This window comes from Actinokineospora sp. UV203 (genome assembly GCF_056323665.1).
In genome coordinates, this window is sequence record NZ_CM150484.1 from 5,563,953 (window position 1) to 5,589,324 (window position 25,372).

The following is a 25,372-nucleotide window of genomic DNA, read 5'->3' on the forward strand; positions in this document are numbered from 1 at the left end:
CCCGGTGTCCGTGCTGGTCCGGCTGCGGGATGACGCGCCATTCGACCAGGTTCCGGATCCGTGGGCACTGCTCGTCCGGCTGCGCCGTGTTCTTGGCGAGGAGGTCGAAGGGATTGGTCTGGAACATCTCGCACGCGCGGCGTCGGTGAACCTTCACGGCGCCCCGTTCGGGCACGGCCAGCCGTTCGGGCATGGCCAGCCGTTTGGCCATGGGCAGCCGTTCGGCCATGGCCAAGGGCCCAGCGGCCTGCCGTTGGCGACCGGCAACCGGAATCCCGTTCGGCTGTTCCTGCGTCGTCCTGATCGCGCGAGCGTTTCAGATCTGCCCTTGGGCAGGCGACCTGTCGTAGCGGTGCTGGACACCGGAATCGGCGAGCATCCATGGTTGCCGATCGGCGACCTCGCGTCCGATCCAGTGGTCGAGGTGTCCAGCGAGTTCCAGCAACTTCTGGCCGACCAGGAGGCGGCACTCGCCGCCGCGAGTGGCGACCAGCCGCCTCCTTCCCTGAGTTCGGCGAAGGAAGAGCGCGACGTACTGCAGCCGCTGCTGGGGGTCACGGACTCACACAGCGGACACGGCACCTTCGTCACCGGTCTGGTCCACCAGAACTGCCCTGACGCACGCGTGCTGTCCCTGCGGGTCCTGCACAGTGATGGGGTCACGACCGACAAAACGGTCCTGTTCGCTCTGGAATGGCTCCGTGAGCGGGTCCAGTCAGCCTTGGACAACGAGACACCGGACCAGATGATCGACGTCGTGTCGCTGTCGCTGGGGTTCTACCCCGAGACCGACGACCAGTCGACTGGCCTGCTGCTCGCGGAAGCCGTGCGCAAATTGACCGACCTCGGGGTGGCCGTCGTAGCCGCGGCGGGCAATGACGCCACGAACCGTCCCTTCGTACCGGCGGCATACGCGCTCAACGCGGATGGCAGCAACAACGGAAACCCCCTATTGGTCGCGGTCGGAGCGCTCAACGCATCAGGTCAGACGATCGCCGCGTATACCAATGGTGGCGACTGGATCACGCGGTGGGCTCCCGGCAATGCCGTAGTCAGCACTGTTCCGCTTTGGCAGGGCAGTTCACAACCCGGGCTCTCCCTCGCGGACGGTCAGCGCCTCCGCGCCGCGCCCGATGAGGATGACCTGACGACAGGATTCGCGGTGTGGGCAGGCACATCCTTCGCCACCCCCGTTATCGCGGGCATGCTCGCCAGCCGGTTCGCGGCAATCGCGGATACGACCGAGGTGGCCGAGCGGGCCTCCCGTGCCAAGCAGGCTCTCTGCGAGGTAGACGAGGAGCTGAAGGCGCTGGGCTGGTCAGGCTGATTCGTATCCGGACGAGGAGCCCGCGGACACGGCCAAGCCCGTACTGTACTCAGGCGTGCCCAGCATGCCGGAAACGCGACGAGCGACAGACCGTGACCGCGGGCTGCGCCGTGCGGGCGCGCTGCACCGCAAAGCGCGGGACGCGGTTCGGTCGTATGACTTCGCCACCGCGAGATCCATGCTTCGTGGGGCGATGCACATCCTGGATTCTGTCGACGACAGTGCGGGCGCGGAGTTCGTGGTCCTGCGTATTCGTGTCCTGGTAAGTCTCGCCTATGCCGCCAGCGAGGGTGCGGCAGTGATGCCAGGGTTGGCACATCTGGATGAGGCAGATGTGTTGCTGGGCTACTTGACTCCTGGTCCGCGGAAAACCGAACTCGAGGGGCTGGTGTCGCAGCAGCGCGGCTTCCTCCTCATCCGGGCAGGACGCACCGATGAGGGTATGGGCGTGCTCGACGCGGCTGTCGACCATCTGCAAGCTGGGCTTTCCGCAGGTGTCGGCGACCCGGACGCACTGGCCGGGTTGCACCTCAACCGTAGTCTCGCGTATATCGAACAGGCCCAGGTCGAGTTGGCGAAGCCTGAGTTGCGTCGCTGTATCGAATTGGCCGAGCAATATGATCTGAGTCCGGTCGGGATCAAGGCGAGGCACAACCTCGGCTACATCGCCTACATGACCGGCGACCTGCCGTCAGCGCTGCGGGAGTTCGAACTGTCATCGGCCGAGTGTGCTCAGCGTGCACCCAGCATGCTGCCGGTGATCCGCCTCGATCAGGCTCGTGCTCTGCTCGCCGCGGGACTGCCGGTCGAGGCGGGCAAACAACTCGAAGGTGCGCTGCCCCTGTTGCGTAAGCAACGCGCCGGCCAGGACACGGCCGAACTGGAGTTGACTCAGGCCGCGGTTGCGCTGCTCGAAGACCGGATCGATGACGCACGGAGGTGGGCACGCTCGGCGCAGCGGCGGTTCCTCCGGAGGGGAAACCTACGTTGGGCCGCCGTCGCCGCGTTGGCGGCGCTGCGGGCCCAGACAGCAGCGGCACTGGCATCCGGCCGCGTGCCATCTACGTTGCCGACCTCTGCCATGAAGTTGGCCGAGGAACTGCGCGGGTTGGCTCTGGAAGATGAGACAGCGCTTGCTCTGCTCCTGGCTGTGCGACTTGAGTTGCGGCGCGGTGCCCCGATGGCCGCACACAATCTGTTGGATCAAGTTCCCAGGGCTCGGCCTACCACGCCGATCGACCACAGGATGTTGTTCAGGCTCTGCCGTGCCGAGCTCGCGGTGGCCGAGGGCGACCGCCGCCGCGCGCTGGCCGAGGCGCGGTCTGGGCTCACGGAGCTGGGGCGAGCCCGCGACCGGATGGGCGGGCTTGACCTCGTCTGCGGAACGGCGGTGCACGGCAGGCAATTGGGCGATTTGGCGGTCCGCCTGGTGCTCAGCGGATCGCGCCCCAATCCCCGTTCGCTGTTCGGTTGGTTGGAAAGGACCCGTGCCCAGGTATTCCGGTATGAGCCGTTGCCCGACATCGACGATCCCCATGTGGCGGAACAGGCCACCGAACTTCGTCGGTCTCGGCGGGCGGTTCAGTTGGCCCGCCTTGAGGGACGACCGACCCAGCGGCTGGAACGCCATGCGGCGGCACTGGAACGCGATGTCGAGCGCCTCGGGTGGTACGCGAGCCCCTGGGGACGGCCGCGTCCGGTCGCCGCCTTGTCAACTGTTGCCGATGCTCTCGCTGACCGGGCGTTGTTGTCCTATGCGACCTCTGGCAGTGAACTGGTCGCTGTCGTCGTAACCGGCGGCAACGTGCGCATGGTTCGGCTGGGATCAGCGTCCGCTGCCGCCGAATGGGTCGCCCGGCTGCACGCCGACCTCGACACACTCGCGCCGGACACACTGCCGCCGCAGGTTGAGGATGTGGTCAAGCGCTCCGCGGTTCGAAGCGCGAAGATGTTCGATGAACAAGCCGTTCGGCCGCTTCTCGACATACTCGGTGACCGGGAACTGGTTATCGTTCCGACGGGCGCGCTCTACGCCGTCCCATGGGGGAGCTTGCCCTCCCTGCGTCAACGTCCTGTCGTGGTCGCGCCGTCGGCGACCGCGTGGATCACTGCGACCACGACCGAAGTGTCCTCCGGTGGGACGGTCCTCGCCCGCGGGCCGAGCCTGACCGACCCAGTCGGTGAGGATGGCGCCTTACGAGAGATCTATCCGAATGCCGCGCATTTCGATGGTGCCCAAACAACGGTCGCGTCGGTGCTCCAAGCGCTCGATGGGGCAACTCTGGCCCATTTAGCCGCGCATGGGGAACACGAGCCGACAAACGCGTTGTTCTCCAGGCTGGAGCTTGCTGATGGTCCGTTGTTCGCCTACGAGGTCGCCCGCCTTAAGCAACCGCCTACTCAGGTAGTGCTCGCCGCATGCGAATTGGCCCTCAATTATGTTCGCCCAGGAGACGAAGCTCTTGGCTATGCCGGAGCGTTGCTGGCAAGTGGCGTGCGCACGGTCATCGCCGCGACAAGCCGAGTCGGTGACGAGTCGACCGCGTCAGTGATGGTGGGGTATCACCAGCGTCTCTCGGCAGGAATGCCCCCTTCTCAGGCATTGGCCGAGTCGGTGGCCATAGACCCCCTCCGTAGACCGTTCATCTGTCTGGGGGCTGGTTAAAGGGACAGTGTGGAGACCGGATATGCCGGCCCCGTGTCGGTCTTCGCATACCTTGAGCAACCTGCGCGCAGGTGAAACCGCAAATCCGTCGTGTTTGGCGCTGGAGACGCTCGGCGGATCTGACGAATCGACCATAGACAGACGGCGACGGTTCTGAATACGATCACGCCCCTGTGTGACGAGTCACAACGGTCGAGAGGCGAGCCATGAGCCAAACCCTGTGCGAGGCATTCCAGGCGACGGCGAAGGAGATCCCGACCCTCGTCGCGCTGCGCACGACCGGCGACGCGGTGTCGATCAAATGGCAGGAGTACGCCGACCGGGTCCGGCGCATCGCCGCCGGTCTCGCCGCGCAGGGAGTCAAGCGGGGCGACACGGTCGGCATCATGCTCACCAACCGCCCGGAGTTCCACCTGGTCGACACGGGCGCGCTGCACCTGGGCGCGGTGCCGTTCTCGGTTTACAACACCAGTGCCCCCGAGCAGCTCGCGTACGTGTTCTCCAACGCGGGCAACAGCATCGTCGTCACGGAGAAGGCGTTCCTCCCGACCCTGCGCGCCACCGGCGCCGACCTGAAGATCGTCTGCGTCGACGGGGCCGAAGAAGGCACGATGACGCTCGCCGACCTGGAGGCCGCCGGCGACCCCGCCTTCGATTTCGAAGCTGCCTGGCGTGCCGTCGAACCCGGTGACCTGGCCACGATCATCTACACCTCCGGCACCACCGGCCCGCCCAAGGGCGTCGAGTTGACCCACCGCAACGTCCTTGCCGTCGCCGACGCCGTCCGCAGCGCGTACGAGGTCGACCCCGGTGACCGGGTGTTGTCGTTCCTCCCGTCAGCCCACATCGCCGACCGGGTGATCTCGCACTACCTGTCGATGCTGTTCGGCACCATCGTCACCTCCGTCGCCGACCCCAAGCAGCTCGCGGTCGCCCTCCCGGACGCCCGCCCCCATGTGTTCTTCGCCGTCCCCCGCGTCTGGCAGAAGTTCAAGCTCGCCATCGAAACCGGCCTGGCGGCCGAACCCAGCGGCGCCAAGCGCAAGATCGCCGGCTGGGCCCTCGACGTCGGCCGGAAGGTCGCGAAACTGCAGCTGGCAGGCGAGCCCATCCCGGCCGCGCTCGGCTTCCAGCACAAGCTGGCCGACAAGCTCGTGCTGTCCAAGCTCCGGCAGAAGCTGGGGCTGGACGAGGCCAAGGTCCCCGCCTCCGGTGCCGCCGCCATTCCGGTGGACACGATGGAGTACTTCTGGGGCATCGGCATCCCCGTGTACGAGATCTGGGGCATGTCGGAGACAGGGGGCCTGGGCACCTCCTGCCGAGCGGGCCAGGTCAAACTAGGCACGGTAGGCACCCCGGTACACGGCGCCGAGGTAACCCTCGCCGACGACGGTGAACTCCTCATCCGAGCGGCGTCGGTCATGCGCGGCTACCGAAACGACCCCACCCGCACAGCGGAAACGATCGACACCGACGGCTGGGTCCACACCGGCGACATCGGCGTGATCGACGCGGACGGGTACGTGACGATCGTCGACCGCAAGAAAGAACTGATCATCAACTCGTCGGGCAAGAACATGTCCCCGACGAACATCGAGAACGCGGTCAAGGCGGCCAGCTCCCTCATCGGCCAGGTAGTGGCGATCGGCGACGACCGCCCGTACATCTCGGCGTTGATCGTCGTAGACCAGGATGCCGCCGCCGGCCTCGCCGCCAAACACGGCCTGGACCCCACCTCCCCAAGCGCCGTCCTCAACCACGAGGCCGTCCGAAGCTTGATCACCGACGCTGTCCGCAAGGGCAACGCCACCCTGTCCCGGGTGGAACAGATCAAACGGTTCCGCATAGTCCCCGGCTTCTGGGAACCAGGCGGCGACGAACTAACGCCGACCCTGAAGCTGCGCCGCAAACCCATCGCGGAGAAATACGCCCACGACATCGACGACCTCTACGCGGACTCACACACACCGGACACGATCAACGTCGGCTCCTGATTGCGTTCGGCTGCACGGCTGCACGGCTGCACGGCTGCACGGCTGCACGGCTGCACGGCTGCACGGCTGCACGGCTGCACGGCTGCACGGCTGCACGGCTGTGCAGTCGCGCAGCGGTAGCCGCGCGGCCGTGAGCTAACTGGCTAACCTGTACGCCGCCCAGCCCAGCCCAGCCCCAGCAGCCGCCTGGGCTCGCTAGCGACCCGCCCAACGCCGCCCGTCCAGCTCCGCAGCCAGGCTGGCCGGACCAAGCGCTTGGCCCGCCCGTCCCTGCCTGACCGCTCGGCCCAACTCGCCCGCCACAAGTCGCCCGACTCGCTCAGCGCGCCTGCCAACTTGGCCCGGCCAGCTTGGCCCCGCCGGCCTGCCCGGTCTGCCAGGCCTGCACGGTCGGGCCCGGCCAGTTCGGCCAGCCCAGCCCGGCCTTGCCCGGCCTGCCCGGCCCGGTCAATTTGGCCCCGCCCGGCCTGCTCGGGCCCGGCCCGCACGGCCGGCCAGCCCAGCCCGGCCTTGCCCGGCCTGCCCGGCCCGGTCAATTTGGCCCCGCCCGGCCTGCTCGGGCCCGGCCCGCACGGCCGGCCAGCCCAGCCCGGCCTTGCCCGGCCTGCCCGGCCCGGTCAATTTGGCCCCGCCCGGCCTGCTCGGGCCCGGCCCGCACGGCCGGCCAACCCAGTTCGGCCAGCCCAGCCCAGCCCGGCCCGGCCTGCACGGTCGGCCTGGCCCAGCCTGGCTCGCCCGGCCTGCACGGTCAGCCCGGTCCCGCCCGGCTGGCCGGGCCGGCCCGGCCAGTTCGGCCCGGCCTGCTCAAACCCCGCCGGCCTGCCGGTCCCGCCTCTTGACCGGCCCGCCGACTCCGCCATGTCGGCTGTGCAGGTCTGGCCACGCCGGCTTACTGAAGCCGTCCCAACAGCAGCGTCCGGCGACCGGCCCTGCCAACTCGGCCCGGTACAGCCGTGCAGGCTCGGTTCAGTCAGCGGTTCCGGGTGCTGAGCCGCGTGCCAGATGAAGGTCGTCCGCCCGTGCGGCTGTGATCGGGCCGGTTCGGTCGTTGCTCATTCCCGGCCGGGTTCATGCCTGACCGGCCTATCACTCCTCTCCGTACTTCGTCGGCATTCGTGGCGGGCCAAGGAGTTAAGGGATCAGCAGGTTGAGGTCGCCGAATTCGTGCCATAAGTAGCCGGCGGCGACGGCCTCCCGGTAGCACTCGCGCAGTAATGGGCGGCCGGCGATGGCTTCGAGCATGTCCAGGTGGGAGGCGCGGGGTTCGTGGAAGCCGGTGAGGAGGCCGTCGGTCACGGTGACGCCGCGGTCCGGGGTGATGATCAGGTCGGTCCAGCCCTCGGCCGCCTGGACGGTTCCGTCCGGGGCCACGGCGCTTTCCACGGCTCGGACCGCTGTGGTGCCGATCGCGATGATGCGGCCGCCGGTGGCGCGGGTGTCGTTGATCAGCGTTGCCGTTGAAGCGGGCACACGAAAGCGTTCCGGGTAGGGGCGTTCGTGTGCCTCCTGCGAGGCGACGCCGGTGTGGAGGAGGACTGGGGCGATGCGTATTCCCTTGGTCACCAGGGTGGTGACCATCCGGTCGGTGAACGGTCTGGACGCGCTCGGCATTTCGGCGCTGCCCGGTTCGGTGCCGAAAACCGTTTGGTAGTAGGCGATCGGCCAGTCTCTGGGCACGTACCCGTAGCGGATGGGCGACCCAACTGCCCGCAGGTACCCGATCACGGACCCGAATGGGCCGTGGTCGACCTCCGCCTCCCACAGCCGGTCCCGCGAGTACGGACGCGTCAACGTCACCGAGCCGCCGGCGGGAAGGGCGTACCGCAGCCCTGCGACGCCGCCGCTGTAGCGCTCTGTCGTCTTCCCTTGAGCCTGCCGAAGTTCCACCAGCCACGACCCGTCGCGGAGTTCTGTCGAGAAGTGCACCGAGAGGTCGCTGTCGGGGACCTTGACCGCCGCCGGCACGGTCGCCGAGGTGTTGACGACGAGCAGGTCGCCCGCACGCAGGGCGCTGGGCAGATCGGCGAACCGTCGGTGGTCGACCGACGGTCCGGTGCCGACGAGCAGTCGCACGCCGTCTCGGGAGAGTCCGCGTGCTTCCGGCGGCTCGTGTGCCTCCAGTTCCGGAGGAAGCTCGAACTCCATTGTGGACACTTGACTCTCCGGTGATGCGCTCATCATCCCCCAGTGCTCCTGTCCTCGGTCCACACCATGACGTCGACCCCGCCAGGCCCGGCGACCTCGAACCCGTAATGCCCGCGCGGATACCGGCCGGGCGCCCGGGTGAGCGAGTTCTGCTCCATCTCCGCGAGCCGCGCGTCGACGTCGGCGACCCTCGGTTGCTCGAACGCCAGCGGTCCCTGTCCAGGACGGCGTCGAACCGGGCTGACCAACTCGATGTACGCGCCCTGGACGACCTGGATGACCGATCCGCGTTCCTCCGCCGTGGACCAACTGTCCACCTCGGAAAGGCCGAGACGGTCCAGGTAGAACCTTCGGGCCGGGTCGATGTCGGCCGTCTCGAACGGAATCCACAGGGCCCGTGTCACGCCGGCTCCGCGAGCCGGTACCGGCCGGACTCGGGCCGGTCCGCCAGCAGCTTGAGCATCGCGGGGACCACCGTGGCGGGCAGCGGCCGGTCGCTGATGTCCTCGCCCGGGAAGGCGTACTGGTGCATTTGGGTTCGCAGATCACCCGGGTCGGTCCACCAGACGCGGACTTTCGGCTCCTCGGCGGCGAGGACGTTGCTGAGCTGCTCCACCGCCGCCTTCGACGAGCCGTAGCCACCCCAGCCTTCGTACGGCTCGACCGCCGCGTCCGAGGTGATGTTGACCAGCGCGCCCGCTCGCTCCCGTAATCCGGGAAGCGCGAGTTGGGTCAACGCGAGCAGGGCGACGACGTTGACCTCGAAGACCTCGCGCAGGGCGTCCAGTGGGTACTCGGCCAGCTTCGGGAGTGGGCTCGGGCCGAGGCCGCCCGCGTTGTTGATCAGCAGGTCGACTCCGCCGAGCGCGTCGGCGGCGGCTATCAGGTCCGCGCGGTGACCGGGGTCGGTGACGTCGCCCGGCACGCTGGTCACCGACTTGGGCAGGGCGGCTGCGGCTTCGGCGAGTGCGGTCGCGCCGCGGGCGTCGAGAACAAGGTCCCAGCCAACGCCGGCGAGTCCGGCCGCGAGCGCCTGGCCCAGGCCGCGGGACGCGCCGGTGATGATGGCGACTGGCATGTCGGTCCTTTCGTCGATCGTCGTTTGACGTGATCGACGTTAGGCCGGTCGGGGCCGTTCGCCATCGGACCAGAGATGGCTCTTTTCTCCGACTTTAGTCCTAGGACCAGGGGCTTTGTCGGTCCTCCTGGGTACCTTGAAGTGGTGACCGGAATCGACCGAGACGAACTTCGTGAGGTGAGCGCCGCCGTGCTGGCGGTCGCCACCCACCTTGAGGTGCGCGATGTCCTCCAGACGATTCTGACGTCCGCACGGAGGCTGGTGGGCGCCCGATACGCGGCGCTCGGCGTGCCCGACAAGGACGGTGGATTCGCCGAGTTCCTGGCCGACGGCATCAGCGACGAGCAGTGGGCCGAGATCGGCCCGGTGCCCCGTCAGCACGGCCTGCTCGGCGTCCTGCTGTCCGACCCCCACCCGGTCCGGCTCGACGACATCCGGGCGCACCCCAAGTTCGGCTGGTGGCCCGCGGCGCATCCGGTGCTGACGGACTTCCTCGGGGTGCCGATCACCGATGGCGACGAGATCCTCGGCGAGATCTTCGTCGCCAACAAGGAGGTGCCGGGAGGCTTCACCGCCCAGGACGAGGAACTCCTCGCGCTGCTCGCCTCCCACGCGGCGATCGCTCTGGTCAACGCCCGGTTGTACGAGCGCAGCCGCGAGTTGTCCATTGTGGAGGAGCGCAACCGCATCGCGCGGGAGTTGCACGACTCGGTCACCCAGAAGCTGTTCAGCCTCCGGCTCACCGCCGAGGCGGCGGCCGCTCTGCTGGACCGCGACCTCGACCGCGCGCGAACCGAGATAGACACCGTGCGCAGGCTCGCCGCGGACGCCACGGACGAGTTGTCGTCGGTCGTCATCGGGCTGCGTTCGCCCGATCTCGCCGGCGACGGCCTGGACATCGCGTTGCGCAAGCAGGCCGACCTGTTGGACCGCGTGCACGACGCGGCCGTGCGGTTCAGCAGCCGGGACGTGCCGAGGCTGACCTCGGCGAGAGAGGAGGCGGTCTATCGAATCGCGCAAGAGGCACTCCACAACGCGTTGCGCCACGCGCAGGCAGACAAGATCGAGATCGACGTGTCCTTCCGCGCCCAGATGCTCGTGGTGAAGGTCAAGGACGACGGCATCGGGTTCGACACCTCGCCGTCCGGACAGACCTCGCGCAGGCTAGGGCTTTCGTCGATGCGGGAGCGTGCGCGAGCGGCGGGCGGACGGTTGAAGGTCACCTCGGAGCGTCCCGGTGGGACGACCGTGCTGCTGGAGGTGCCCATTGACTGACGACATCAAGGTGCTGATCGTCGACGACCATCCGGTGGTGCGCCAGGGACTGCGCACATTCCTGGACTTGCAGGACGACATCACCGTGATCGGCGAAGCCTTCGACGGCGCTTCCTGCGTGGCCGAGGCGGAGCGATTGCACCCGGACGTGATCCTGCTCGACCTGCGCATGCCGGGCACGGATGGTGTGTTCGCGCTGCGCGGTCTGCGCGACCTGGCGAATCCCGCGCGAGTGCTGGTGGTCACCAGCTTCGCCGACCCCTCGGCGATCGTTCCCGCGGTCCGCGCGGGCGCGGCGGGCTATGTCTACAAGGACGTCGATCCGCGGGCGCTGGCGGCGGCCATCAGGTCGGTCCACGCCGGCCACGTGTTGCTGCACCCGGACGTGGCCCGTCTCCTCGCCGAAGGCGACTCGCGGCCGAGTGACCTGAAGCTGACCTCGCGGGAATCGGAGGTGTTGGAAGCGGTCGTTCGTGGCCTGTCCAATCGGGAGATCGCCAAGAAGTTCGACCTGTCCGAGAAGACCGTGAAATCCCACATGAGCGCGATCCTGGCCAAACTGGGCCTGCAGGACCGCACCCAGGCGGCGCTCTACGCGGTGCGGACGGGGTTGGTGTCCCTGACCGGGAAATGAACCACGCCATAGCAGGCGATCACACCGGCCAACGCCAAGGCGACCAAGCCGACGACGTTGGTGACGTCCGCGAGTAATGGTGCGGAGAACGGCGAGATGCCGAGCAGCGACTCGACACCCGTGGTCAGGGTCAACAGGCCGTAACCCGTGGTGCCGAGTTGCGCGACGCGCAGCCGGAGCAGGTCCGTCCACCGGGTGAAGCCCAACAGCCAGGCGATGGCGGGCAGAACCAGGACGGCGTGCATGGCGACCGCATGGATCGGTTTGAACGCGCCGGCCGTCGTGTAGGCGAGGTCGGGGTTGTCCGCGGTGACTGCGCTGACTCCCCGCACGATCATGGCCGCGCCGACGAGCAATGCCACGACCAGGAGCAACAACCCGGCACGCACGGCCAAGCGCATGTCAGGCCGTGCGACCGAGTCCGCCCGTAGCGCCGCCACGGTGATGGTCAACACGGAGACAAGGATCAGGCCGCCGCCAACCGCGAGCGAGGTGGCGATCACCCGGTCGAATCCGGTCTCACTGTTGAAATGCGATGGCACCCCGCGCCACGCCTGCAGGGAGATCAGCCCGACCTCCACGACGCTCGCCGCCGTGAACAGCCACAGCGTCACCGACCGCGCTCGCTCGGTATGCCGAATCCAGGTGGACACCCACACCAGGGTGATCAAGGCCAGACCGAACGACAGACCGAAGGTGACGGGTTTGCGCCACGACACCGGCCCCTCCCACGGGCCGCCGTCGACCAGAAACACGCCGAAATGCGCGACACCGGAGAGGAGGAGACAGACACCCACGACATAGCCGATCCGCTCGACCGCCCGACCCTGCGTCCACATCCCACGCAGCGACGACAGCATCAACCGGGTCTGCCCCTCCGAAACCATGGCACCCCACCTCCCCACTATGGCCGCCAAGCTATCCGTCACCGGCTGAGAATGCTGAGAACGCGACACACCGACCACCTGCGCCGAAATCGGACGTGACCTCGCCGTTCGCGGGTTGTCATTGCCTTCCCCCTCAGCGACACTGCAGATCCTGCTAATTGACGAAACCGGCACGTATTCGGTGAATACCCGCTACTCACCCCACGTACCGGTCGCGAGGGTTCGGAGGTTCTGCCGGCATGCGCAAGCTGCACTGGGCCAGTTGGGTCGCGCTCGGGGCGGCGGTGTTGGTCGCTGTGGTGGCCATCGTCTTCGTCGTGATGCGCTCCTCGACCGGTGCCTCGCCCCACCAGAACATGGGCTCGCCGATGACGCTGGCCGCGCACAGTGACGGGCTGTCGGACTTCGAGAACGGCTTCCGCTTCGAGCCGGTCACCCTGCCCACGACCCGTGGCGACGCGGTGCCGGTGGCGTTCCGGATCCTGGGGCCGTCCGGGAAGCCGGAGACCCAGTTCCAGCTCAACGCCACCAAGCAGCTGCACTTCTTCGTCGTCCGCGACGACATGCAGGGCTACCAGCACCTGCACCCGGAACTCGTGGGCGACACCTGGCAGGTGGCGGTCGCCATCGCCGACGGCGGCGCCTACCGCATGTTCGCCGAGTTCATCCCGATGAACACCACCGACACCACGCACCCGGTTGTCCTCGGCCTGCCCTTCGCGATCACCGGTGACACCGCGACCGTCGAGATCCCGGCCCCGGCCGCTGAATCCGACGCCGGTTCGGGTTACCGGATCGTGCGCCCGGAGGGCGCCACCACCGTCGCGGTCCGACAGCCGACGATCCTGCGGTTCTCCTTGCGCGGTCCCGACGGCAAGCCCCTGGACACCGTCGACCCGCACCTCGGCGCTTACGGCCACATGACGGGCTTCCACACCGCCCTGCTGTCGGCCACCCACCTGCACCCACGCGAACCGCTGGGCGCCCCGCTGATCAACGGCGAGCTCACCTTCCAGGCCCTGTTCGGCGAACGCGGCGAGTACCGCCTGTTCCTGGAGTTCAACCGCGACGGTCAGGTCCACCGAGGGGCGTTCACGGTCTTCGTATCCTGAAGCTCCGCTAATGGCTGACACGGACCCAGCGTTAGCCTTGCTTCATGTTCGACCTGGTACGTCTCCGTGTCCTGCGCACCGTCGCCGATCAAGGCACCCTCGCCGCGGCCGCCGACGTCCTGCACCTGACCCCTTCTGCGGTCTCGCAGCAGATGGCGAAGCTGGAGCGTGAGGCCCGCTGCGTGCTCATCGAGCGACACGGCAGGCGGGTCCGGCTCACCGAGGAGGGCAGGCTGCTCGCGGAGCACGCCGAACGCATCCTCGGCGCGGTCGAGCAGGCCGAGGCCGACCTGGATGAGCGCCGCGGGGAGGTCCTCGGCGACTTCACCGTCGCCGCGTTCCCCACCGCCGCGCGTGGGCTGCTGCCCAAGGTGCTGGTGGCGATGAACGAGCGCTATCCGCGGCTGCGCCTTTGCCTGCGGGAGGTTGAACCGTATGACGCGATCGCCCAGCTCGCCCGCGGCGACCTCGACCTCGCGATCGCCCAGGACTGGGTCAACGTCCCGATCGCCGTCTCCGACCGCCTGCGTACCCATGACATCGGCCATGACCGGATCGATGTGGCCCTTCCGGTCGGCCATCCGCTGGTCGACGCGTCGGCCGTGGCGCTGTCGGACCTCGCCGGTGAGCGCTGGATCGCGTCCACGGCCGGGACCATCTGCCACGACTGGCTCACCAGCACCTTCCGTGGTGCCGGGCACGAGCCCGAGATCGCCCATCAGGCCGTCGAGTTCCCCACGCAGCTCGGCCTCGTCGCCGCGGGCCTCGGCGTCGCGCTCATGCCCCGGCTGGCGGGCGACCACGTCCCCGACGGCGTCCGTCTCCGCCCGGTCGAACCCGCCATGTCGCGGCGGGTTTTCGCCGTCTGGCGGGAGGAGAGCAGCCGCAAGCCCGCAGTCCGCGCTTTCGTCGAAATGGCGGTCGAGCAGTGGCGCGAACATCACTATTCACTGCATGTATAGACTGAGCGAGTACCGGGCAATTCGACTCTCTGGGGGTACCGGTGGACTCACGAATCTGCGCGGCGGTCATCGCCGCCGCCTTGACCCTCGCGGGGTGTACGTCATCCGACGCGCCGCCGCCCGTGCCCGGCCTCGCCGACCGCGGCACGACCATGACCACGGCCAAGATCACCCGGCAGGACCTGACCAACAAGGTCAGCCTCACCGGCAAGGTCACGCTCAACCCGATCTTCGGTCTCGTCGCGCCGGGCGACGGCCAAGTCCGCTATGTCGAGGTGAAGACGCCGACGAGCACGCCGACCAAGCCGACTCGCGCGGGCGCGGTGTGGGCGTCGGGCAAGCCCACGCACGTCGACGTCCCCGCTGGCGCGGTCTTCGCGGGTCGCCTCGTCGCCGACAAGTCGTCGGTGACCGCGGGCATGCCGATCGTCTCCGCGACCTACGTCGGCTACGGCATCGTGGCCGACATCGATGGCGCGCAGGCATACCAGCTGTCCGACACGCTGACCTCGGTGCGCGCGCAGATCAAGAGCGGGCCCGGCCCGTTCGACTGCGCTGTCCTGGGCACCATCGCCGCGCTCCCCGCGGGCACCATCCCGGAACCGCCCGCGCCGGACCCCGCGCCGCAGCAGCCGGATCCGGACCCGAACGCGCAGCAGCCGCGGCCGCAGCCCAAACCGCAGCCCGAGCAGCCGCAGAACAAGCCGTCGGAGGCCACCGGCATGCGTCTGGTCTGCACCGCTCCCGCCGACGTGAAGCTGATCAACGGCGCCGCCGCCACCATCGAGGTGATCACCGAGACGGCGAAGCAGGTGCTCGTCGCGCCGGTCGAGGCGGTCGCGGGCAAGCAGGGCAGCGGCAAGGTCGACGTCCTGGGGCCGGACGGCTCACGCCAGACCAAGGACGTCGTCCTCGGCCTGACCGACGGCCGGGTCGTGCAGATCAAGTCCGGCCTGACCGGCGACGAGACGCTGGCCGTGCCCGGCCCGAATCTGCCGCCGGGCCCGCCGGAGCAGAACGCCAAGCCCGGTATGGGGTCCTGACATGACACCCCTGATCGAGTTGAACGGACTCACCAAGACGCTGAAGGGGCAGGGCGAGCCACGGCCGATCCTGACCGGCGTCGACCTCTCCGTCCACAGTGGAGAAAGCGTGGCGATCCTGGGCCGCTCCGGCTCCGGCAAGAGCACGCTGCTGAGCCTGATCGGGCTGTTCGACCGCCCTGACGGCGGTCAGTACCTACTCGGCGGGGTGGACATCAGCCGGGTGTCCGAGCGCCGCGCCGCGCGGTTGCGCAGCGATGAGTTCGGCTTCGTCTTCCAGCGATTCTTCCTGCTCAAGCACCTCACCGCCGCGCAGAACGTCTCGATGGCGCTGGTCAACGGCCAGGGCTGGGCGGCGCGACGCAAGCGGCGCGCGAAGGTCATGGCGGCGCTGGACCAGGTCGGCATCGCGCACCTGGCCAAGCAGAAACCGCAGCGCATGTCCGGCGGCGAGCAGCAGCGCGTCGCCATCGCCCGCGCCCTGGTCCGTGAGCCGAAGATCCTGCTGGCCGACGAGCCCACCGGCGCGCTCGACACCGAGACCGGCGCCCACGTCATCGAGGTCCTGCACTCCGCGACCGCGCGGGGGTGCGGGCTCGTCCTGGTGACCCACGACCACGCGCACGCCAGCCGGATGGGTCGCGTGGTGCGGCTGACCGACGGCAGGCTCGTGACCGAGCGGGCGGGGGTGTACGCCTGATGGCCCTGTCCGGTCGGTTCCGCTCCGCGCTCATCATCGGCGGACAAGGCATCCGCGCGCGCAAACTGCGCACGCTGCTCTCGATGGTCAGTTTGTTCCTAGGCGTCCTGGCGGTGGTCACCGTGCAAGCCGGGTCGGAGATCGCCGACCGCGCGCTGCTCACCGACATCGAACTCGGCATGGGCAAGGACGGCACCGTCGTGCTGAACCTGCCCGACCACGATGCGACGGTCCCGATCATGACGGAGGTCCTGCGCGAGCGCCCCGACATGGTCGGCGTGACGAGCACGATGGCGATCATCGGCGAACCTCGGGTCGCGCCCATCAATCCGGGCGGCAGCCCGCTCAAGTACGCGGGCCAGGGCTACATGCCGGAGGGCATGGTGTGCGACCAGATGGGCTGTCGGGAGATCAAGCGAGACGACAGCCCGCCTCCTCCGGGCAAGGCGATCGAACTGCGGCTGGTCGGGCTGACCGGGGACATCCGCCAGTACCGCCCATTCCACTCGGAGGCGGGGCGGTGGCTCGACTTCTCCGGTGAGCCGTCGCTGTCGCCGGGCCTGGTCCTCAACCGGGAGGCAGCCGCCGCCTTCACGCGGTATCGGATTCCCGCCGAGATGCGCATCGAGGGTTCCGGGGCCAACCCGACCCCGCGGATCCTCGGTGTCGTGCATGACGGCGACAGCAGTCCCACCGCCTACGTGCGCGCGGATGAACTGCTGAACTGGGCAGGCAAAGCAGCTGGTCAGGGAACCGGCCGCAACTCGTTCGCGGTGTTCACGCCTGCCGGGTCGTCCGATGTGGAACAGACCCTCCGGGCCCGGCTCGCGGCGGCGGGTGCGCCCGCCGATCAGATCTATGCGCATCGGGTGGAGGCCAAGAAGGAGATCGAGTCGCAGCTCAAGCTCATGCGGCTGATCTTCCTCGCCATGGCCGTGCTGGTGCTGCTCATCGGTGTCGCCGGGATCCTCAATGTCGGGCTCGCGACGGTCGGCGAGCGCGTCGAGGAGTTCGCCCTGCGCCGTGCCGTCGGCACGCCGCGGCTTCTGTTGGCCGGGATCGTGCTCGCGGAGACGCTGATAGTCGGAATGCTGACAGCGGCCGCGGCGGTCGGTGTCGGTGCGCTGGGACTCAAGCTGGCGCCGTCCGTGCTCGGCGGCCGGTTCCAGTCCCTGGGTGGCGACCTCGCGTTCCCCTGGCAGGCCGGGGTCGCGGGAGTGATCGCGGGTCTCGCCGCCGGCGTCCTCGGCGGTTTGCTTCCCGCGATCCGGGCGGCGCGCATTCCCATCGCGACAGTGATGCGCGCTTAGCTCGGAGACCACTCCGTGTTGGCGCCGCAGACGATGACGCAGGCGAGCTCGCCGGGCACCCGCCCGGCGAGCCACGCGGCGAACGGCACGGCGGCGGCGGGTTCGACGGCCAGCCGGAACTCCTCCCACAGCCGGTCGCGCGCGGCGAGCAGCTCATCGTCGCTGACCAGCACCGACGTCGTCCCCGCGGACCGCAGGATCTCGAACGTGAGGTCACCCGCCCGGGTCGCGCCGAGGGCGGAGGCGGCGACCGAGTCGACCGTCGAGTCGACGGGGTGGCCCGCCGCGAACGCGTTGTGCATGGCCTGGCAGTTCTCGGGTTCGACCGCGACCACGGGCCTGCCGCCGCCCAGCACGGTGCCGGAGGCCAGCCCGCCACCGCCGACCGCCACCACGAACGTGTCGATGTCCGGGGCATCCGCGACCGCCTCCGCCGCGCAGGTGCCCTGGCCCGCGATGACCAGCGGATGGTCGTACGCGGGCACGTAGAGCGCGCCGGTGCTGTCGGCCTCGGCCAGCGCCGCTGCGGAGGCCTCGCCGTACGAGTCGCCGCCGACGATCAGCTTCGCGCCCGCCGCCTCGATCCGCCGAGCCTTCTCCGGCGGAACGGTGGCCGGGACGTACACGGTCACGGGGATGCCGAGCACCCGCGCCGCCGTGGCCACCGCGAGCCCGTGGTTGCCGCCCGACGCGGTCACCACCGTCTCGGGGCGGTCACCGCCAAGCAGCGCGTTGAGCGCGCCGCGGAACTTGAACGACCCGGTGCGCTGCAGGTGTTCGAGCTTGAGGACCACCCTCCGACCGTCCACTTCGGAGCGAAGCAGCGGGGTGCGGCGGATGTGCGGGGCGATGCGGCCCGCGGCCTTGGCAACTTCACTGGTTATTTCACTGCGGTCCACGAGTCATGCTAACCGCGGACGGTCGGTGTGCGTCGGCGTCGCCTGATCGACCACACTGGCCCGGTGACGAACGCACCATGGCCGCACGGAGCCGCCACCGGAATCGGCTCGCTGCCCGGCGACGATCCCGCCGAGGCCGCCACAGTCGTCCTCGGTGAGCTGCCCGACCTGCCGCACCTGCCGGAACTGCCCGCCCGCGGACTCGGCGCCGACATGATCGGCCGGACCACCGCCCTGCTCGTCGACCTGGCGGTCGAACTGGTGCCCTCGGGCTACCGGGTCGCCGCCCACCCCGGCCGGGACCACCGCCGCGGGGTCGACCTGCTCCGCTGGGACCTCGACGCTGTCGAGGACGCGATCGGGCGCGCGGGCGAAACACCCACCGTGTTCAAGGTCCAACTAGCCGGGCCGTGGACGCTGATGGCGGGCGTCGAGTTGCACCGAGGTCACCGCGTCCTGACCGACCTCGGCGCGCGCCGGGAGTTCGGCGAGTCGCTCGCGGAGGGACTCGCCCTGCACGTCGCCGAGGTGCGCAAGCGGACCGGGGCCGAGGTGGTCGTCCAGTTCGACGAGCCGAGTCTGCCGACCGTCCTCGCGGGGGCGCTGCCCACGCCGTCGGGCTACGGCACCGTGCCCTCGGTGCCCGTTCACGACGCCCGCGACGTGCTGTCGAACGTGATTGACGCGGCGCGTGCCGCTACCGGGAATCCGGTCATAGTCCACTGCTGTGCGCCGCGTCCCCCGATCGGCTTGCTTCGTGAAGCGGGCGCCGGAGCACTCGCCCTGGACGCCGCTCTGCTCGAGGGCATCCCCGCGTCGCTGTCCGACGACCTCGGCGAGGCGTGGGACGCGGGGGTGTTCATGTTCCTCGGTCTGGTGCCGGGGACGGAGCCGCGCGAGCGGCTGTCGCTGCGCGAGGCCGCCGAGCCCGCGCTGCGGCTGGTCGACCGACTCGGCTTCCCGCGGTCGATCCTCGCCTCGCACACCGTCGTCACCCCGGCCTGCGGCCTCGCCGGAGCGTCCACCGGATGGGTACGCGCTGCCCTCAAGCAGGTTCGTGACCTGGGCAAAGCCTTCGTGGAGCCGCCGGAGTCCTGGTAGCTGTCGGTGCCCGGGCGTAACGTTTCGCGGGACACTGATGGAGGTGCTCGATGACACAGAAGGTGCTGCTCGCGATAGGGACGCGCAAAGGGCTGTTCCTCGCGACCAACTCCGGTGGGGACTGGGAGACAACCGGTCCGCACCACCCGATGACCGACGTCTACGCCGTCGGGATCGACACCCGACGCGCCACACCGAGGCTGCTGGCCGCGGTCACATCCGAGCACTGGGGCCCGAGCGTCGCGATCAGCGACGACCTCGGAGCCACCTGGTCCGAGCCCGACCACGCGCCGGTCGCGTTCCCCGAGGACACCGAGACAGCACTCGCGCGGGTCTGGCAGATCGCGCCCGGATCGGCGAGTGAACCGGACGTGGTCTACGCGGGGGTCGAGCCGTCGGCCCTGTTCCGTTCGGACGACGGCGGCGTGAACTACGAACTCGTTCGTGGCCTGTGGGACCACCCGCACCGCGAGAAGTGGACGCCCGGCTTCGGCGGCATGGCCGTCCACTCGGTCATCACGCACCCGACCGAGGCGGGCCGGATCACGGTCGCGATGTCCACCGGCGGCGTGTACGTCAGCGCCGACGGCGGCGAGTCGTTCGACGCGAGCAACGAGGGCATCAAGGCGTACTTCCTTCCCGACCCGTACCCCGAGTTCGGGCAGTGCGTCCACAAGATCGCCCAGCATCCCGACCGGCCCGACCGCTTCTACGCGCAGAACCACCACGGTGTCTATCGCAGCGACGACAGCGCCAAGACGTGGCAGTCGATCGCCGACGGCCTGCCCAGCGACTTCGGCTTCGCGATGGTCGTGCACCCGCACCAGCCGGACACGATCTTCAACTTCCCGCTGACCGCGGACTCCATGCGGTTCCCGCCGGACGGCCGCTGCCGGGTCTACCGCAGCGACGACGCCGGTTCGACGTGGACCGCGCTCGGCGACGGCCTTCCCGACGACTTCTGGAGCGCGGTCATGCGCGACGCGATGTGCGTCGACGACGCCGACGAGGCGGGCGTGTACTTCGGTTCCCGCTCCGGCGAGGTCTACGCCAGCCGAGACGGAGGTGAGCACTGGACGCAGGTCGCCGCGCACCTGCCGGACGTGCTGTCGGTGCGGGCCGCGGTGATCTGATGATCACGGTGCTGCTGCCCCAGGTCCTGCGGGCCAAGGCGGACGGCCAGGCGAAACTCGAGATCGACGCGCCCGATCCCGCTACCCTGGCCGGGGTGCTCGACGCGGTCTGCGAGCGCTACCCGGCGCTGGAGCGGCGCCTGCGCGACGAGAACCGGGCGCTGCGCCGGTACGTCAACTTCTACGTGGACGGAGAGGAATGCCGGTATCTGGGCGGGGCGGACACACCGGTCGCGGCGGACGCCGAGATCCAGGTGATTCCGTCGGTGGCGGGCGGCTAGCGCGCTGGTTCAAGCGGTCCCGTGACCCGGTCGAGCGGCCCGACCCGGCCGTTCTCGCGGAACGCTTCTGGTGCCAGTGGCAGCAGAAGCTTCCCGAGATCGCGGCCGCGTTGGGCGAGGGGGAGCCGCAGCGGGTGGAGAACCAGCTCTGCGAGATGGTCGCGGCACTGCACCCCGACCTGCACTTCTCGCTCGAACGCGGCATCCGCTCGATCTACGCGTTCGTGGTGAGTGGTCAGGAAGACCCGGAGCTGCGGCCGTACACCGACGCGTGGAAGTCGGCCGCCGAGCCGGATACCCCGCTGTGGGAGTTCCACGACTCGGTGCCCGCCGTCCCCGACCCGACAGAGGTGACGGTCAACCTCGGTGCGACCCGGGTCGCGCTCGCCGACGTCCGGGTGCACGCCCAGGTTGAGGAGGGGCTGGTCGACGTCGCGGTCTACCACCCGGCGCTCGCCGGGCTGGAGCCGTCGGCGCGCGCGGCGATGACGTTCCTCCCGCTGGACGCCACGCTGGGTGAGCGCCTGGCGGGGGAGCGGCTGCGCCGGGTCGAGGCCGCGGACACCGAGCCCGCGGACAGCATCGGATTGCTGGAGCTGCGCGAACTTGTCCACAGGCTGGCTTCCTGAGCCTCCGAATGTCGGTCGTCCTGGCTACTCTTTGACACGTGACCAGTGTTGACGAGGATCTTCCGCAGGAACGACCAGCCGCGGTCGAGGGCGTCGAGGATGTGCCCTCCGACGTGCGTGAGCGGCACGCCGAGCTGTCCGAGGAACTCCTCGGCCACCAGTTCCGCTACTACGTGCTCGACGCGCCGACGATCTCCGACGGCGAGTTCGACACGCTCTTGCGCGAGTTGGAGGCGATCGAGGAGCAACACCCGTCGCTGGTCACTCCGGAGTCGCCGAGCCAGCGGGTCGGCGGGTCCTTCTCCACCGAGTTCGCCGCGGCCGACCACCTCGAACGCATGCTCAGCCTGGACAACGCCTTCGATCTCGACGAGCTCAGCGGCTGGGTCGACCGGGTGGAGAAGGAGGTCGGCTCGGCCGCGCACTTCCTGTGCGAGCTGAAGATCGACGGTCTCGCGATCAACCTGCTCTACGAGAACGGCCGCCTCACCCGGGCGCTCACCAGAGGCGACGGCCGCACCGGCGAGGACGTCTCGCTCAACGTCCGCACGATGCGCGGATTGCCCGACCGGCTCACCCCGAGCGACGAGTTCCCGATCCCGGCGCTGGTCGAGGTGCGCGGCGAGGTGTTCATGACGGTCGAGGATTTCGCCGACCTCAACGCCCGGCTGGTGGAGGCCGGCAAGCCGCCCTTCGCGAATCCGCGCAACACCGCGGCCGGGTCGCTGCGGCAGAAAGACCCGAAGATCACCGCGAGCCGCAACCTGCGGTTGATCTGCCACGGCCTGGGCAGGCGCGAGGGCTTCGAGCCCACCGCGCAGTCCGAGTCCTACCGGGCGCTGGCCGCGTGGGGGCTGCCGGTGTCCAGGCACACCAAGGTGCTCGACTCGGCCGACCAGCTCGCCGAGCACATCAAGTACTGGGGCGAGCACCGCCACGACGCCGAACACGAGATCGACGGCGTGGTGATCAAGGTCGACGAGGTGTCGCTGCAGCGCCGCCTCGGCACCACCTCGCGCGCGCCGCGCTGGGCGATCGCCTACAAGTACCCGCCGGAAGAGGCGACGACAACGCTGCTCAACATCGAGGTCAACGTCGGCCGGACCGGCCGGGTGACGCCGTTCGCGGTGATGGAGCCGGTCAAGGTGGCGGGTTCCACGGTCGCGATGGCCACGCTGCACAACGCCTCGGAGGTCAAGCGCAAGGGCGTGCTGATCGGCGACCGCGTGGTGATCCGCAAGGCCGGTGACGTGATCCCGGAGGTGCTCGGCCCGGTGATCGAGGTCCGCCCGCCGGACGCCTACGAGTTCGAGATGCCCACCGAGTGCCCGGTGTGCGGCACGACCTTGGCCTACGAGAAGGAGGGCGACGCCGACATCCGGTGTCCCAACGCCCGGTCCTGCCCGGCGCAGCTGCGGGAGCGGTTGTTCCACCTGGCGGGCCGGGGCGCGTTCGACATCGAGGTGCTCGGCTTCGAGGCCGCCGCCGCCCTGCTCACCTCCGGCGTGGTCCAGGACGAAGGCGACGTGTTCTCCCTCGACGAGGAGCAGCTGTCGCGGGTGGAGTTGTTCCGCACCAAGGCGGGAGAGCTGTCGGCGAACGGCCGCAAGCTGGTGGCCAACCTCGGCACCGCGAAGAACCGTCCACTGTGGAAGGTCCTGGTCGGCCTCTCCATCCGCCATGTCGGCCCCACCGCCGCCCAGGCGCTCGCGCGTGAGTTCGGGTCCATCGACGCGATCGCCAAGGCCACCGAACAGGAACTCGCCGACGCCGAGGGCGTGGGCCCGACCATCGCCACCTCCGTCCAAGACTGGTTCGCCGTCGACTGGCACCGCGAGGTAGTCGACAAGTGGCGTGCGGCGGGCGTCCGCATGGAAGAGGAACGCGACGATTCGACGCCGCGAACCTTGGAGGGCCTGTCGATCGTCGTCACCGGCAGCCTCGAGACCTACTCCCGCGACGAGGCCAAGGAGTCGATCATCGCCCGCGGCGGCAAGGCGTCGGGCTCGGTGTCGAAGAAGACGGCGTTCGTGGTCGTGGGCGACGCACCGGGATCGAAGTACGACAAGGCGATCCAGCTCAAGGTCCCCGTACTCGACGAGGACGGCTTCCGCGTGCTGCTGGAACAAGGCCCCGAGGCTGCCACGGAGGTAGCCACCATCGGCGACGCCGACGCCGCCCCCGACGAGACCCCGAAGACCGCGGCCAGAGACGATACGGACTCCGCGGAAACCGATGCGAAGGCCGCGGCGGGTGGGGATTCGGAGCCCGCCGATGGGTAGCCGAGTGGACGCTTCCAGCATCACGGTGCGCTCGGCCCGCGCGGACGAGGTCGACGAGATCGGCACCCTCACCCTCAAGGCCTACACCGCCGACGGCTACCTGGGCCCCGACTCGACCGGCTACGCCGCCAGCTTGGCCAACGCGGCAAGCAGGCTGCGCAGCGCCGAACTCCTGGTCGCCGTCGACGCTGACGACACCCTCCTCGGCACCGTCACCCTCGCCTTACCCGGCTCCGACTACGCCGAAATCTCCCGTGAGGGCGAACTGGAATTCCGCATGCTCGCCGTCGCCCCCACCGCCCGCAACCGGGGCATCGGCGAAGCCCTCATCCACGCGGTCTTGGACCGGGCTCGGGAACTCGGTTTGCCAAGGGTGGTGCTGTGCAGCTCACAGAACATGGCCCCCGCCCACCGCCTCTACCAGCGGTTAGGTTTCACCCGCTTACCAGACCGCGATTGGAGTCCGGGCCCCAAAGTCCACCTGATCGCATTCGAACTGGACTGCCGGACGCCTGAGCCACCCGGGTGATTGACCGAATCCAGGGAAGGGAGTCGGCCGAACGAGCGAGGAGGGGACTAGGGAACGACGGGGAGGGTTTGCCCGGAACCCAGGGCAGCACGGCCCGAATCGGGGAGGTAGAGCTGCCCGACCTTAGGCGCGTTCTGTGGGTTCAGTTTGTCGGTAGGGCTACCCGGACGATGGTGTGGGCGGCGATGGTGGCGGCGGTGCGGGTGAGCAGGCCGTGGAAGGTGTGAGCGCCGTGTCGGGCTAGTTCCATGGTGTCGGTGAGTTCACGGAAGGTGGTTTCGACGCGGTTGCGCCACTGGGCGATGATCTTTTGCAGGACAGGCGGCATGGTCTTTCGTTCGGTTTTTGTCGGTGGTACCAGGTTCGTGATGCCTTGTGCGGCAAGTGATTCGGTGAAGGCGCGGCCGTTGAAGCCCTTGTCGTTGAGTAGGCCGACGAGTTGCTCGGCGCCGATGATCAGGTCGGGGACCAGGGCGCGTTCGTTCACTGTTGCGGGCACGATCGCCCAGGACCGGACCAGCCGCGAACCCAGGTCGGTGCGCACCGCGAGGCGGAAACCGTAGAACCACTCGCCGTGTGCGGCGTCGCGGCCGAAGCGGGCGCACAGCTCGTTGGGCCCGGTCCAGGAGTCCGGGCCACGGACCCGGCTTGGGTGTGTGACCGGCAGCGCCGAGGTGTCGATCTGGCCCCAGTCATCGGCCGGGACGGCGCCGAGCACGGCCTGGCGGATCTGTTCGTAGGCCCCATAGAGCCAGCGGGTGCGGCGATTGACCTCGCTCGGGTGAGGCAGCGCCGGGAACAGCAGCGGCCATTCCCGGCGGATCTCAGCCAGAAACCCGGACTCGCTGCGCCGACCCATCACATGCCTGACCAGCCCGATCGTGATGATTTCGGCGTCGGTGCAGGCCGGTGCCGGACCAGGACGTGGCGGGATGAGCACCACCCCACCCTTGATCAGGTCGTCGACAAGGACGTAGCAGTGGACGAACAGATCCTCAGCAGGCAACATGACAAGGCCCCTCGCAGGTCGGCGATCTTCAGCAATCACCAGCCTGCGCAGGGGCACCTTCGTCCCACCCACCGACACGCCGAACCTGACACACCGATCAACCCACAGAACGCGCCTTAGGGAGGGGCTGGCCGAACCTACGCGGAAGAGACCGGCGACCTGACCGGCAGGACCGGCGACCTGACCGGCGCGGATCGGCGACCTGACCGGCGCGGATCGGCGAACCCATGGGGTGGGCCGGCCGAGCCACGGGCATGGGCGGCGTTGCGCAGGGAGGGGCCTACGAGCTTGTGGGCGGGGATCGGCGAACCCACGGGGATGGCCTGGCCGAACCACGGGCAACGGCGGCGGCCCGCACGGAGCGACCGATCGAACGT

Annotated in this window: 22 protein-coding genes; 16 read left to right on the forward strand and 6 right to left on the reverse strand. The window is 69.2% G+C overall.

Annotated elements, in window-relative coordinates; translation table 11 throughout:
- Positions 1-4 precede the first annotated feature (4 nt).
- The 3 genes from ACUZ2Y_RS26740 to ACUZ2Y_RS26750 all read left to right on the forward strand — a co-directional run bounded on the left by ACUZ2Y_RS26740 (position 5) and on the right by ACUZ2Y_RS26750 (position 5,986).
- Positions 5-1,327 (forward strand): S8 family peptidase, encoded by a 1,323-nt coding sequence (locus ACUZ2Y_RS26740; RefSeq protein ID WP_476324026.1) that lies wholly within the window; start codon positions 5-7, stop codon positions 1,325-1,327.
- Between the two features lie 193 nt (positions 1,328-1,520).
- Complete coding sequence (locus ACUZ2Y_RS26745) at positions 1,521-3,992, forward strand: CHAT domain-containing protein (protein WP_476324028.1); 2,472 nt, start codon at positions 1,521-1,523, stop codon at positions 3,990-3,992.
- Positions 3,993-4,198: 206 nt separating this feature from the next.
- Positions 4,199-5,986, forward strand: a complete 1,788-nt coding sequence (locus ACUZ2Y_RS26750; RefSeq protein ID WP_476324030.1) for an AMP-dependent synthetase/ligase — start codon at positions 4,199-4,201, stop codon at positions 5,984-5,986.
- A gap of 1,131 nt (positions 5,987-7,117) precedes the next feature.
- Here the strand turns inward: ACUZ2Y_RS26750 and ACUZ2Y_RS26755 are convergent.
- The 3 genes from ACUZ2Y_RS26755 to ACUZ2Y_RS26765 are packed head-to-tail and all read right to left on the reverse strand — an operon-like array spanning position 7,118 to position 9,209.
- Entirely contained in the window at positions 7,118-8,131 is a 1,014-nt protein-coding gene (locus ACUZ2Y_RS26755) for an S-adenosylmethionine:tRNA ribosyltransferase-isomerase (RefSeq protein ID WP_476332087.1), read from the reverse strand.
- A gap of 32 nt (positions 8,132-8,163) precedes the next feature.
- Positions 8,164-8,535: a VOC family protein gene (locus tag ACUZ2Y_RS26760; protein WP_476324031.1), complete on the reverse strand. Its 372-nt coding sequence runs from the start codon at positions 8,533-8,535 to the stop codon at positions 8,164-8,166.
- Entirely contained in the window at positions 8,532-9,209 is a 678-nt protein-coding gene (locus ACUZ2Y_RS26765) for an SDR family NAD(P)-dependent oxidoreductase (protein WP_476324033.1), read from the reverse strand. Before ACUZ2Y_RS26765 ends, ACUZ2Y_RS26760 begins: the two co-directional genes overlap by 4 nt.
- Before the next feature lie 144 nt (positions 9,210-9,353).
- On the opposite strand from ACUZ2Y_RS26765, the gene ACUZ2Y_RS26770 reads away from it, so the two are divergent.
- Positions 9,354-10,484, forward strand: coding sequence for a GAF domain-containing sensor histidine kinase (locus ACUZ2Y_RS26770; RefSeq protein ID WP_476324035.1), 1,131 nt, complete (start codon positions 9,354-9,356; stop codon positions 10,482-10,484).
- Complete coding sequence (locus ACUZ2Y_RS26775) at positions 10,477-11,118, forward strand: response regulator (RefSeq protein ID WP_476324037.1); 642 nt, start codon at positions 10,477-10,479, stop codon at positions 11,116-11,118. The genes ACUZ2Y_RS26770 and ACUZ2Y_RS26775 overlap by 8 nt, the downstream gene beginning before the upstream one ends.
- On the opposite strand, the gene ACUZ2Y_RS26780 is transcribed toward ACUZ2Y_RS26775, so the two are convergent.
- Complete coding sequence (locus tag ACUZ2Y_RS26780) at positions 11,076-12,005, reverse strand: hypothetical protein (RefSeq protein ID WP_476324039.1); 930 nt, start codon at positions 12,003-12,005, stop codon at positions 11,076-11,078. The genes ACUZ2Y_RS26775 and ACUZ2Y_RS26780 overlap by 43 nt on opposite strands.
- A 239-nt stretch (positions 12,006-12,244) precedes the next feature.
- Between ACUZ2Y_RS26780 and ACUZ2Y_RS26785 the strand changes: the two genes are divergently transcribed.
- The 5 genes from ACUZ2Y_RS26785 to ACUZ2Y_RS26805 are packed head-to-tail and all read left to right on the forward strand — an operon-like array spanning position 12,245 to position 17,132.
- Positions 12,245-13,117, forward strand: coding sequence for a hypothetical protein (locus tag ACUZ2Y_RS26785; RefSeq protein WP_476324041.1), 873 nt, complete (start codon positions 12,245-12,247; stop codon positions 13,115-13,117).
- A gap of 44 nt (positions 13,118-13,161) precedes the next feature.
- A complete protein-coding gene (locus ACUZ2Y_RS26790; protein WP_476324043.1) occupies positions 13,162-14,079 on the forward strand; it encodes a LysR substrate-binding domain-containing protein in 918 nt (305 codons plus the stop codon).
- A gap of 41 nt (positions 14,080-14,120) precedes the next feature.
- Positions 14,121-15,122 (forward strand): efflux RND transporter periplasmic adaptor subunit, encoded by a 1,002-nt coding sequence (locus tag ACUZ2Y_RS26795; RefSeq protein WP_476324045.1) that lies wholly within the window; start codon positions 14,121-14,123, stop codon positions 15,120-15,122.
- A 1-nt stretch (position 15,123) separates the two neighbouring features.
- Complete coding sequence (locus ACUZ2Y_RS26800) at positions 15,124-15,822, forward strand: ABC transporter ATP-binding protein (protein ID WP_476324047.1); 699 nt, start codon at positions 15,124-15,126, stop codon at positions 15,820-15,822.
- Entirely contained in the window at positions 15,822-17,132 is a 1,311-nt protein-coding gene (locus ACUZ2Y_RS26805) for an ABC transporter permease (RefSeq protein WP_476324049.1), read from the forward strand. The genes ACUZ2Y_RS26800 and ACUZ2Y_RS26805 overlap by 1 nt, the downstream gene beginning before the upstream one ends.
- Here ACUZ2Y_RS26805 and ACUZ2Y_RS26810 read toward each other — a convergent pair.
- A complete protein-coding gene (locus ACUZ2Y_RS26810) occupies positions 17,129-18,031 on the reverse strand; it encodes a threonine/serine dehydratase (protein WP_476324051.1) in 903 nt (300 codons plus the stop codon). The genes ACUZ2Y_RS26805 and ACUZ2Y_RS26810 overlap by 4 nt on opposite strands.
- A gap of 63 nt (positions 18,032-18,094) precedes the next feature.
- On the opposite strand from ACUZ2Y_RS26810, the gene ACUZ2Y_RS26815 reads away from it, so the two are divergent.
- The 6 genes from ACUZ2Y_RS26815 to ACUZ2Y_RS26840 are packed head-to-tail and all read left to right on the forward strand — an operon-like array spanning position 18,095 to position 23,986.
- Complete coding sequence (locus ACUZ2Y_RS26815) at positions 18,095-19,132, forward strand: methionine synthase (protein WP_476324053.1); 1,038 nt, start codon at positions 18,095-18,097, stop codon at positions 19,130-19,132.
- Between the two features lie 50 nt (positions 19,133-19,182).
- On the forward strand, positions 19,183-20,265 hold the full coding sequence (locus ACUZ2Y_RS26820) for an exo-alpha-sialidase (RefSeq protein ID WP_476324055.1): 1,083 nt from the start codon (positions 19,183-19,185) through the stop codon (positions 20,263-20,265).
- Positions 20,265-20,546, forward strand: a complete 282-nt coding sequence (locus ACUZ2Y_RS26825; RefSeq protein WP_476324057.1) for a MoaD/ThiS family protein — start codon at positions 20,265-20,267, stop codon at positions 20,544-20,546. Before ACUZ2Y_RS26820 ends, ACUZ2Y_RS26825 begins: the two co-directional genes overlap by 1 nt.
- Positions 20,465-21,175 carry a hypothetical protein gene (locus tag ACUZ2Y_RS26830; RefSeq protein WP_476324059.1) on the forward strand — a complete coding sequence of 237 codons (711 nt, stop codon included), beginning with the start codon at positions 20,465-20,467 and terminating at the stop codon, positions 21,173-21,175. Before ACUZ2Y_RS26825 ends, ACUZ2Y_RS26830 begins: the two co-directional genes overlap by 82 nt.
- A 38-nt stretch (positions 21,176-21,213) precedes the next feature.
- The gene (gene ligA / locus ACUZ2Y_RS26835) at positions 21,214-23,457 is read left to right on the forward strand and encodes an NAD-dependent DNA ligase LigA (RefSeq protein ID WP_476324061.1); all 2,244 of its coding nucleotides are present in this window, start codon (positions 21,214-21,216) and stop codon (positions 23,455-23,457) included.
- On the forward strand, positions 23,450-23,986 hold the full coding sequence (locus ACUZ2Y_RS26840; protein ID WP_476324063.1) for a GNAT family N-acetyltransferase: 537 nt from the start codon (positions 23,450-23,452) through the stop codon (positions 23,984-23,986). Before ligA ends, ACUZ2Y_RS26840 begins: the two co-directional genes overlap by 8 nt.
- A gap of 142 nt (positions 23,987-24,128) precedes the next feature.
- On the opposite strand, the gene ACUZ2Y_RS26845 is transcribed toward ACUZ2Y_RS26840, so the two are convergent.
- Positions 24,129-24,995 (reverse strand): transposase, encoded by an 867-nt coding sequence (locus ACUZ2Y_RS26845; RefSeq protein WP_476324065.1) that lies wholly within the window; start codon positions 24,993-24,995, stop codon positions 24,129-24,131.
- Positions 24,996-25,372: the final 377 nt, after the last annotated feature.

What these genes read in the sequence shown, in the direction of transcription:
- ACUZ2Y_RS26745 (WP_476324028.1), top strand. Translation starts at nt 1,521, where the DNA reads ATGCACATCCTGGATTCTGTCGACGACAGTGCGGGCGCGGAGTTCGTG.
- ACUZ2Y_RS26750 (WP_476324030.1), top strand. Translation starts at nt 4,199, where the DNA reads ATGAGCCAAACCCTGTGCGAGGCATTCCAGGCGACGGCGAAGGAGATC.
- ACUZ2Y_RS26755 (WP_476332087.1), bottom strand. Translation starts at nt 8,131, where the DNA reads ATGGAGTTCGAGCTTCCTCCGGAACTGGAGGCACACGAGCCGCCGGAA.
- ACUZ2Y_RS26765 (WP_476324033.1), bottom strand. Translation starts at nt 9,209, where the DNA reads ATGCCAGTCGCCATCATCACCGGCGCGTCCCGCGGCCTGGGCCAGGCG.
- ACUZ2Y_RS26780 (WP_476324039.1), bottom strand. Translation starts at nt 12,005, where the DNA reads ATGGTTTCGGAGGGGCAGACCCGGTTGATGCTGTCGTCGCTGCGTGGG.
- ACUZ2Y_RS26785 (WP_476324041.1), top strand. Translation starts at nt 12,245, where the DNA reads ATGCGCAAGCTGCACTGGGCCAGTTGGGTCGCGCTCGGGGCGGCGGTG.
- ACUZ2Y_RS26790 (WP_476324043.1), top strand. Translation starts at nt 13,162, where the DNA reads ATGTTCGACCTGGTACGTCTCCGTGTCCTGCGCACCGTCGCCGATCAA.
- ACUZ2Y_RS26800 (WP_476324047.1), top strand. Translation starts at nt 15,124, where the DNA reads ATGACACCCCTGATCGAGTTGAACGGACTCACCAAGACGCTGAAGGGG.
- ACUZ2Y_RS26805 (WP_476324049.1), top strand. Translation starts at nt 15,822, where the DNA reads ATGGCCCTGTCCGGTCGGTTCCGCTCCGCGCTCATCATCGGCGGACAA.
- ACUZ2Y_RS26820 (WP_476324055.1), top strand. Translation starts at nt 19,183, where the DNA reads ATGACACAGAAGGTGCTGCTCGCGATAGGGACGCGCAAAGGGCTGTTC.
- ACUZ2Y_RS26825 (WP_476324057.1), top strand. Translation starts at nt 20,265, where the DNA reads ATGATCACGGTGCTGCTGCCCCAGGTCCTGCGGGCCAAGGCGGACGGC.
- ACUZ2Y_RS26830 (WP_476324059.1), top strand. Translation starts at nt 20,465, where the DNA reads ATGCCGGTATCTGGGCGGGGCGGACACACCGGTCGCGGCGGACGCCGA.
- ACUZ2Y_RS26840 (WP_476324063.1), top strand. Translation starts at nt 23,450, where the DNA reads ATGGGTAGCCGAGTGGACGCTTCCAGCATCACGGTGCGCTCGGCCCGC.
- ACUZ2Y_RS26845 (WP_476324065.1), bottom strand. Translation starts at nt 24,995, where the DNA reads ATGTTGCCTGCTGAGGATCTGTTCGTCCACTGCTACGTCCTTGTCGAC.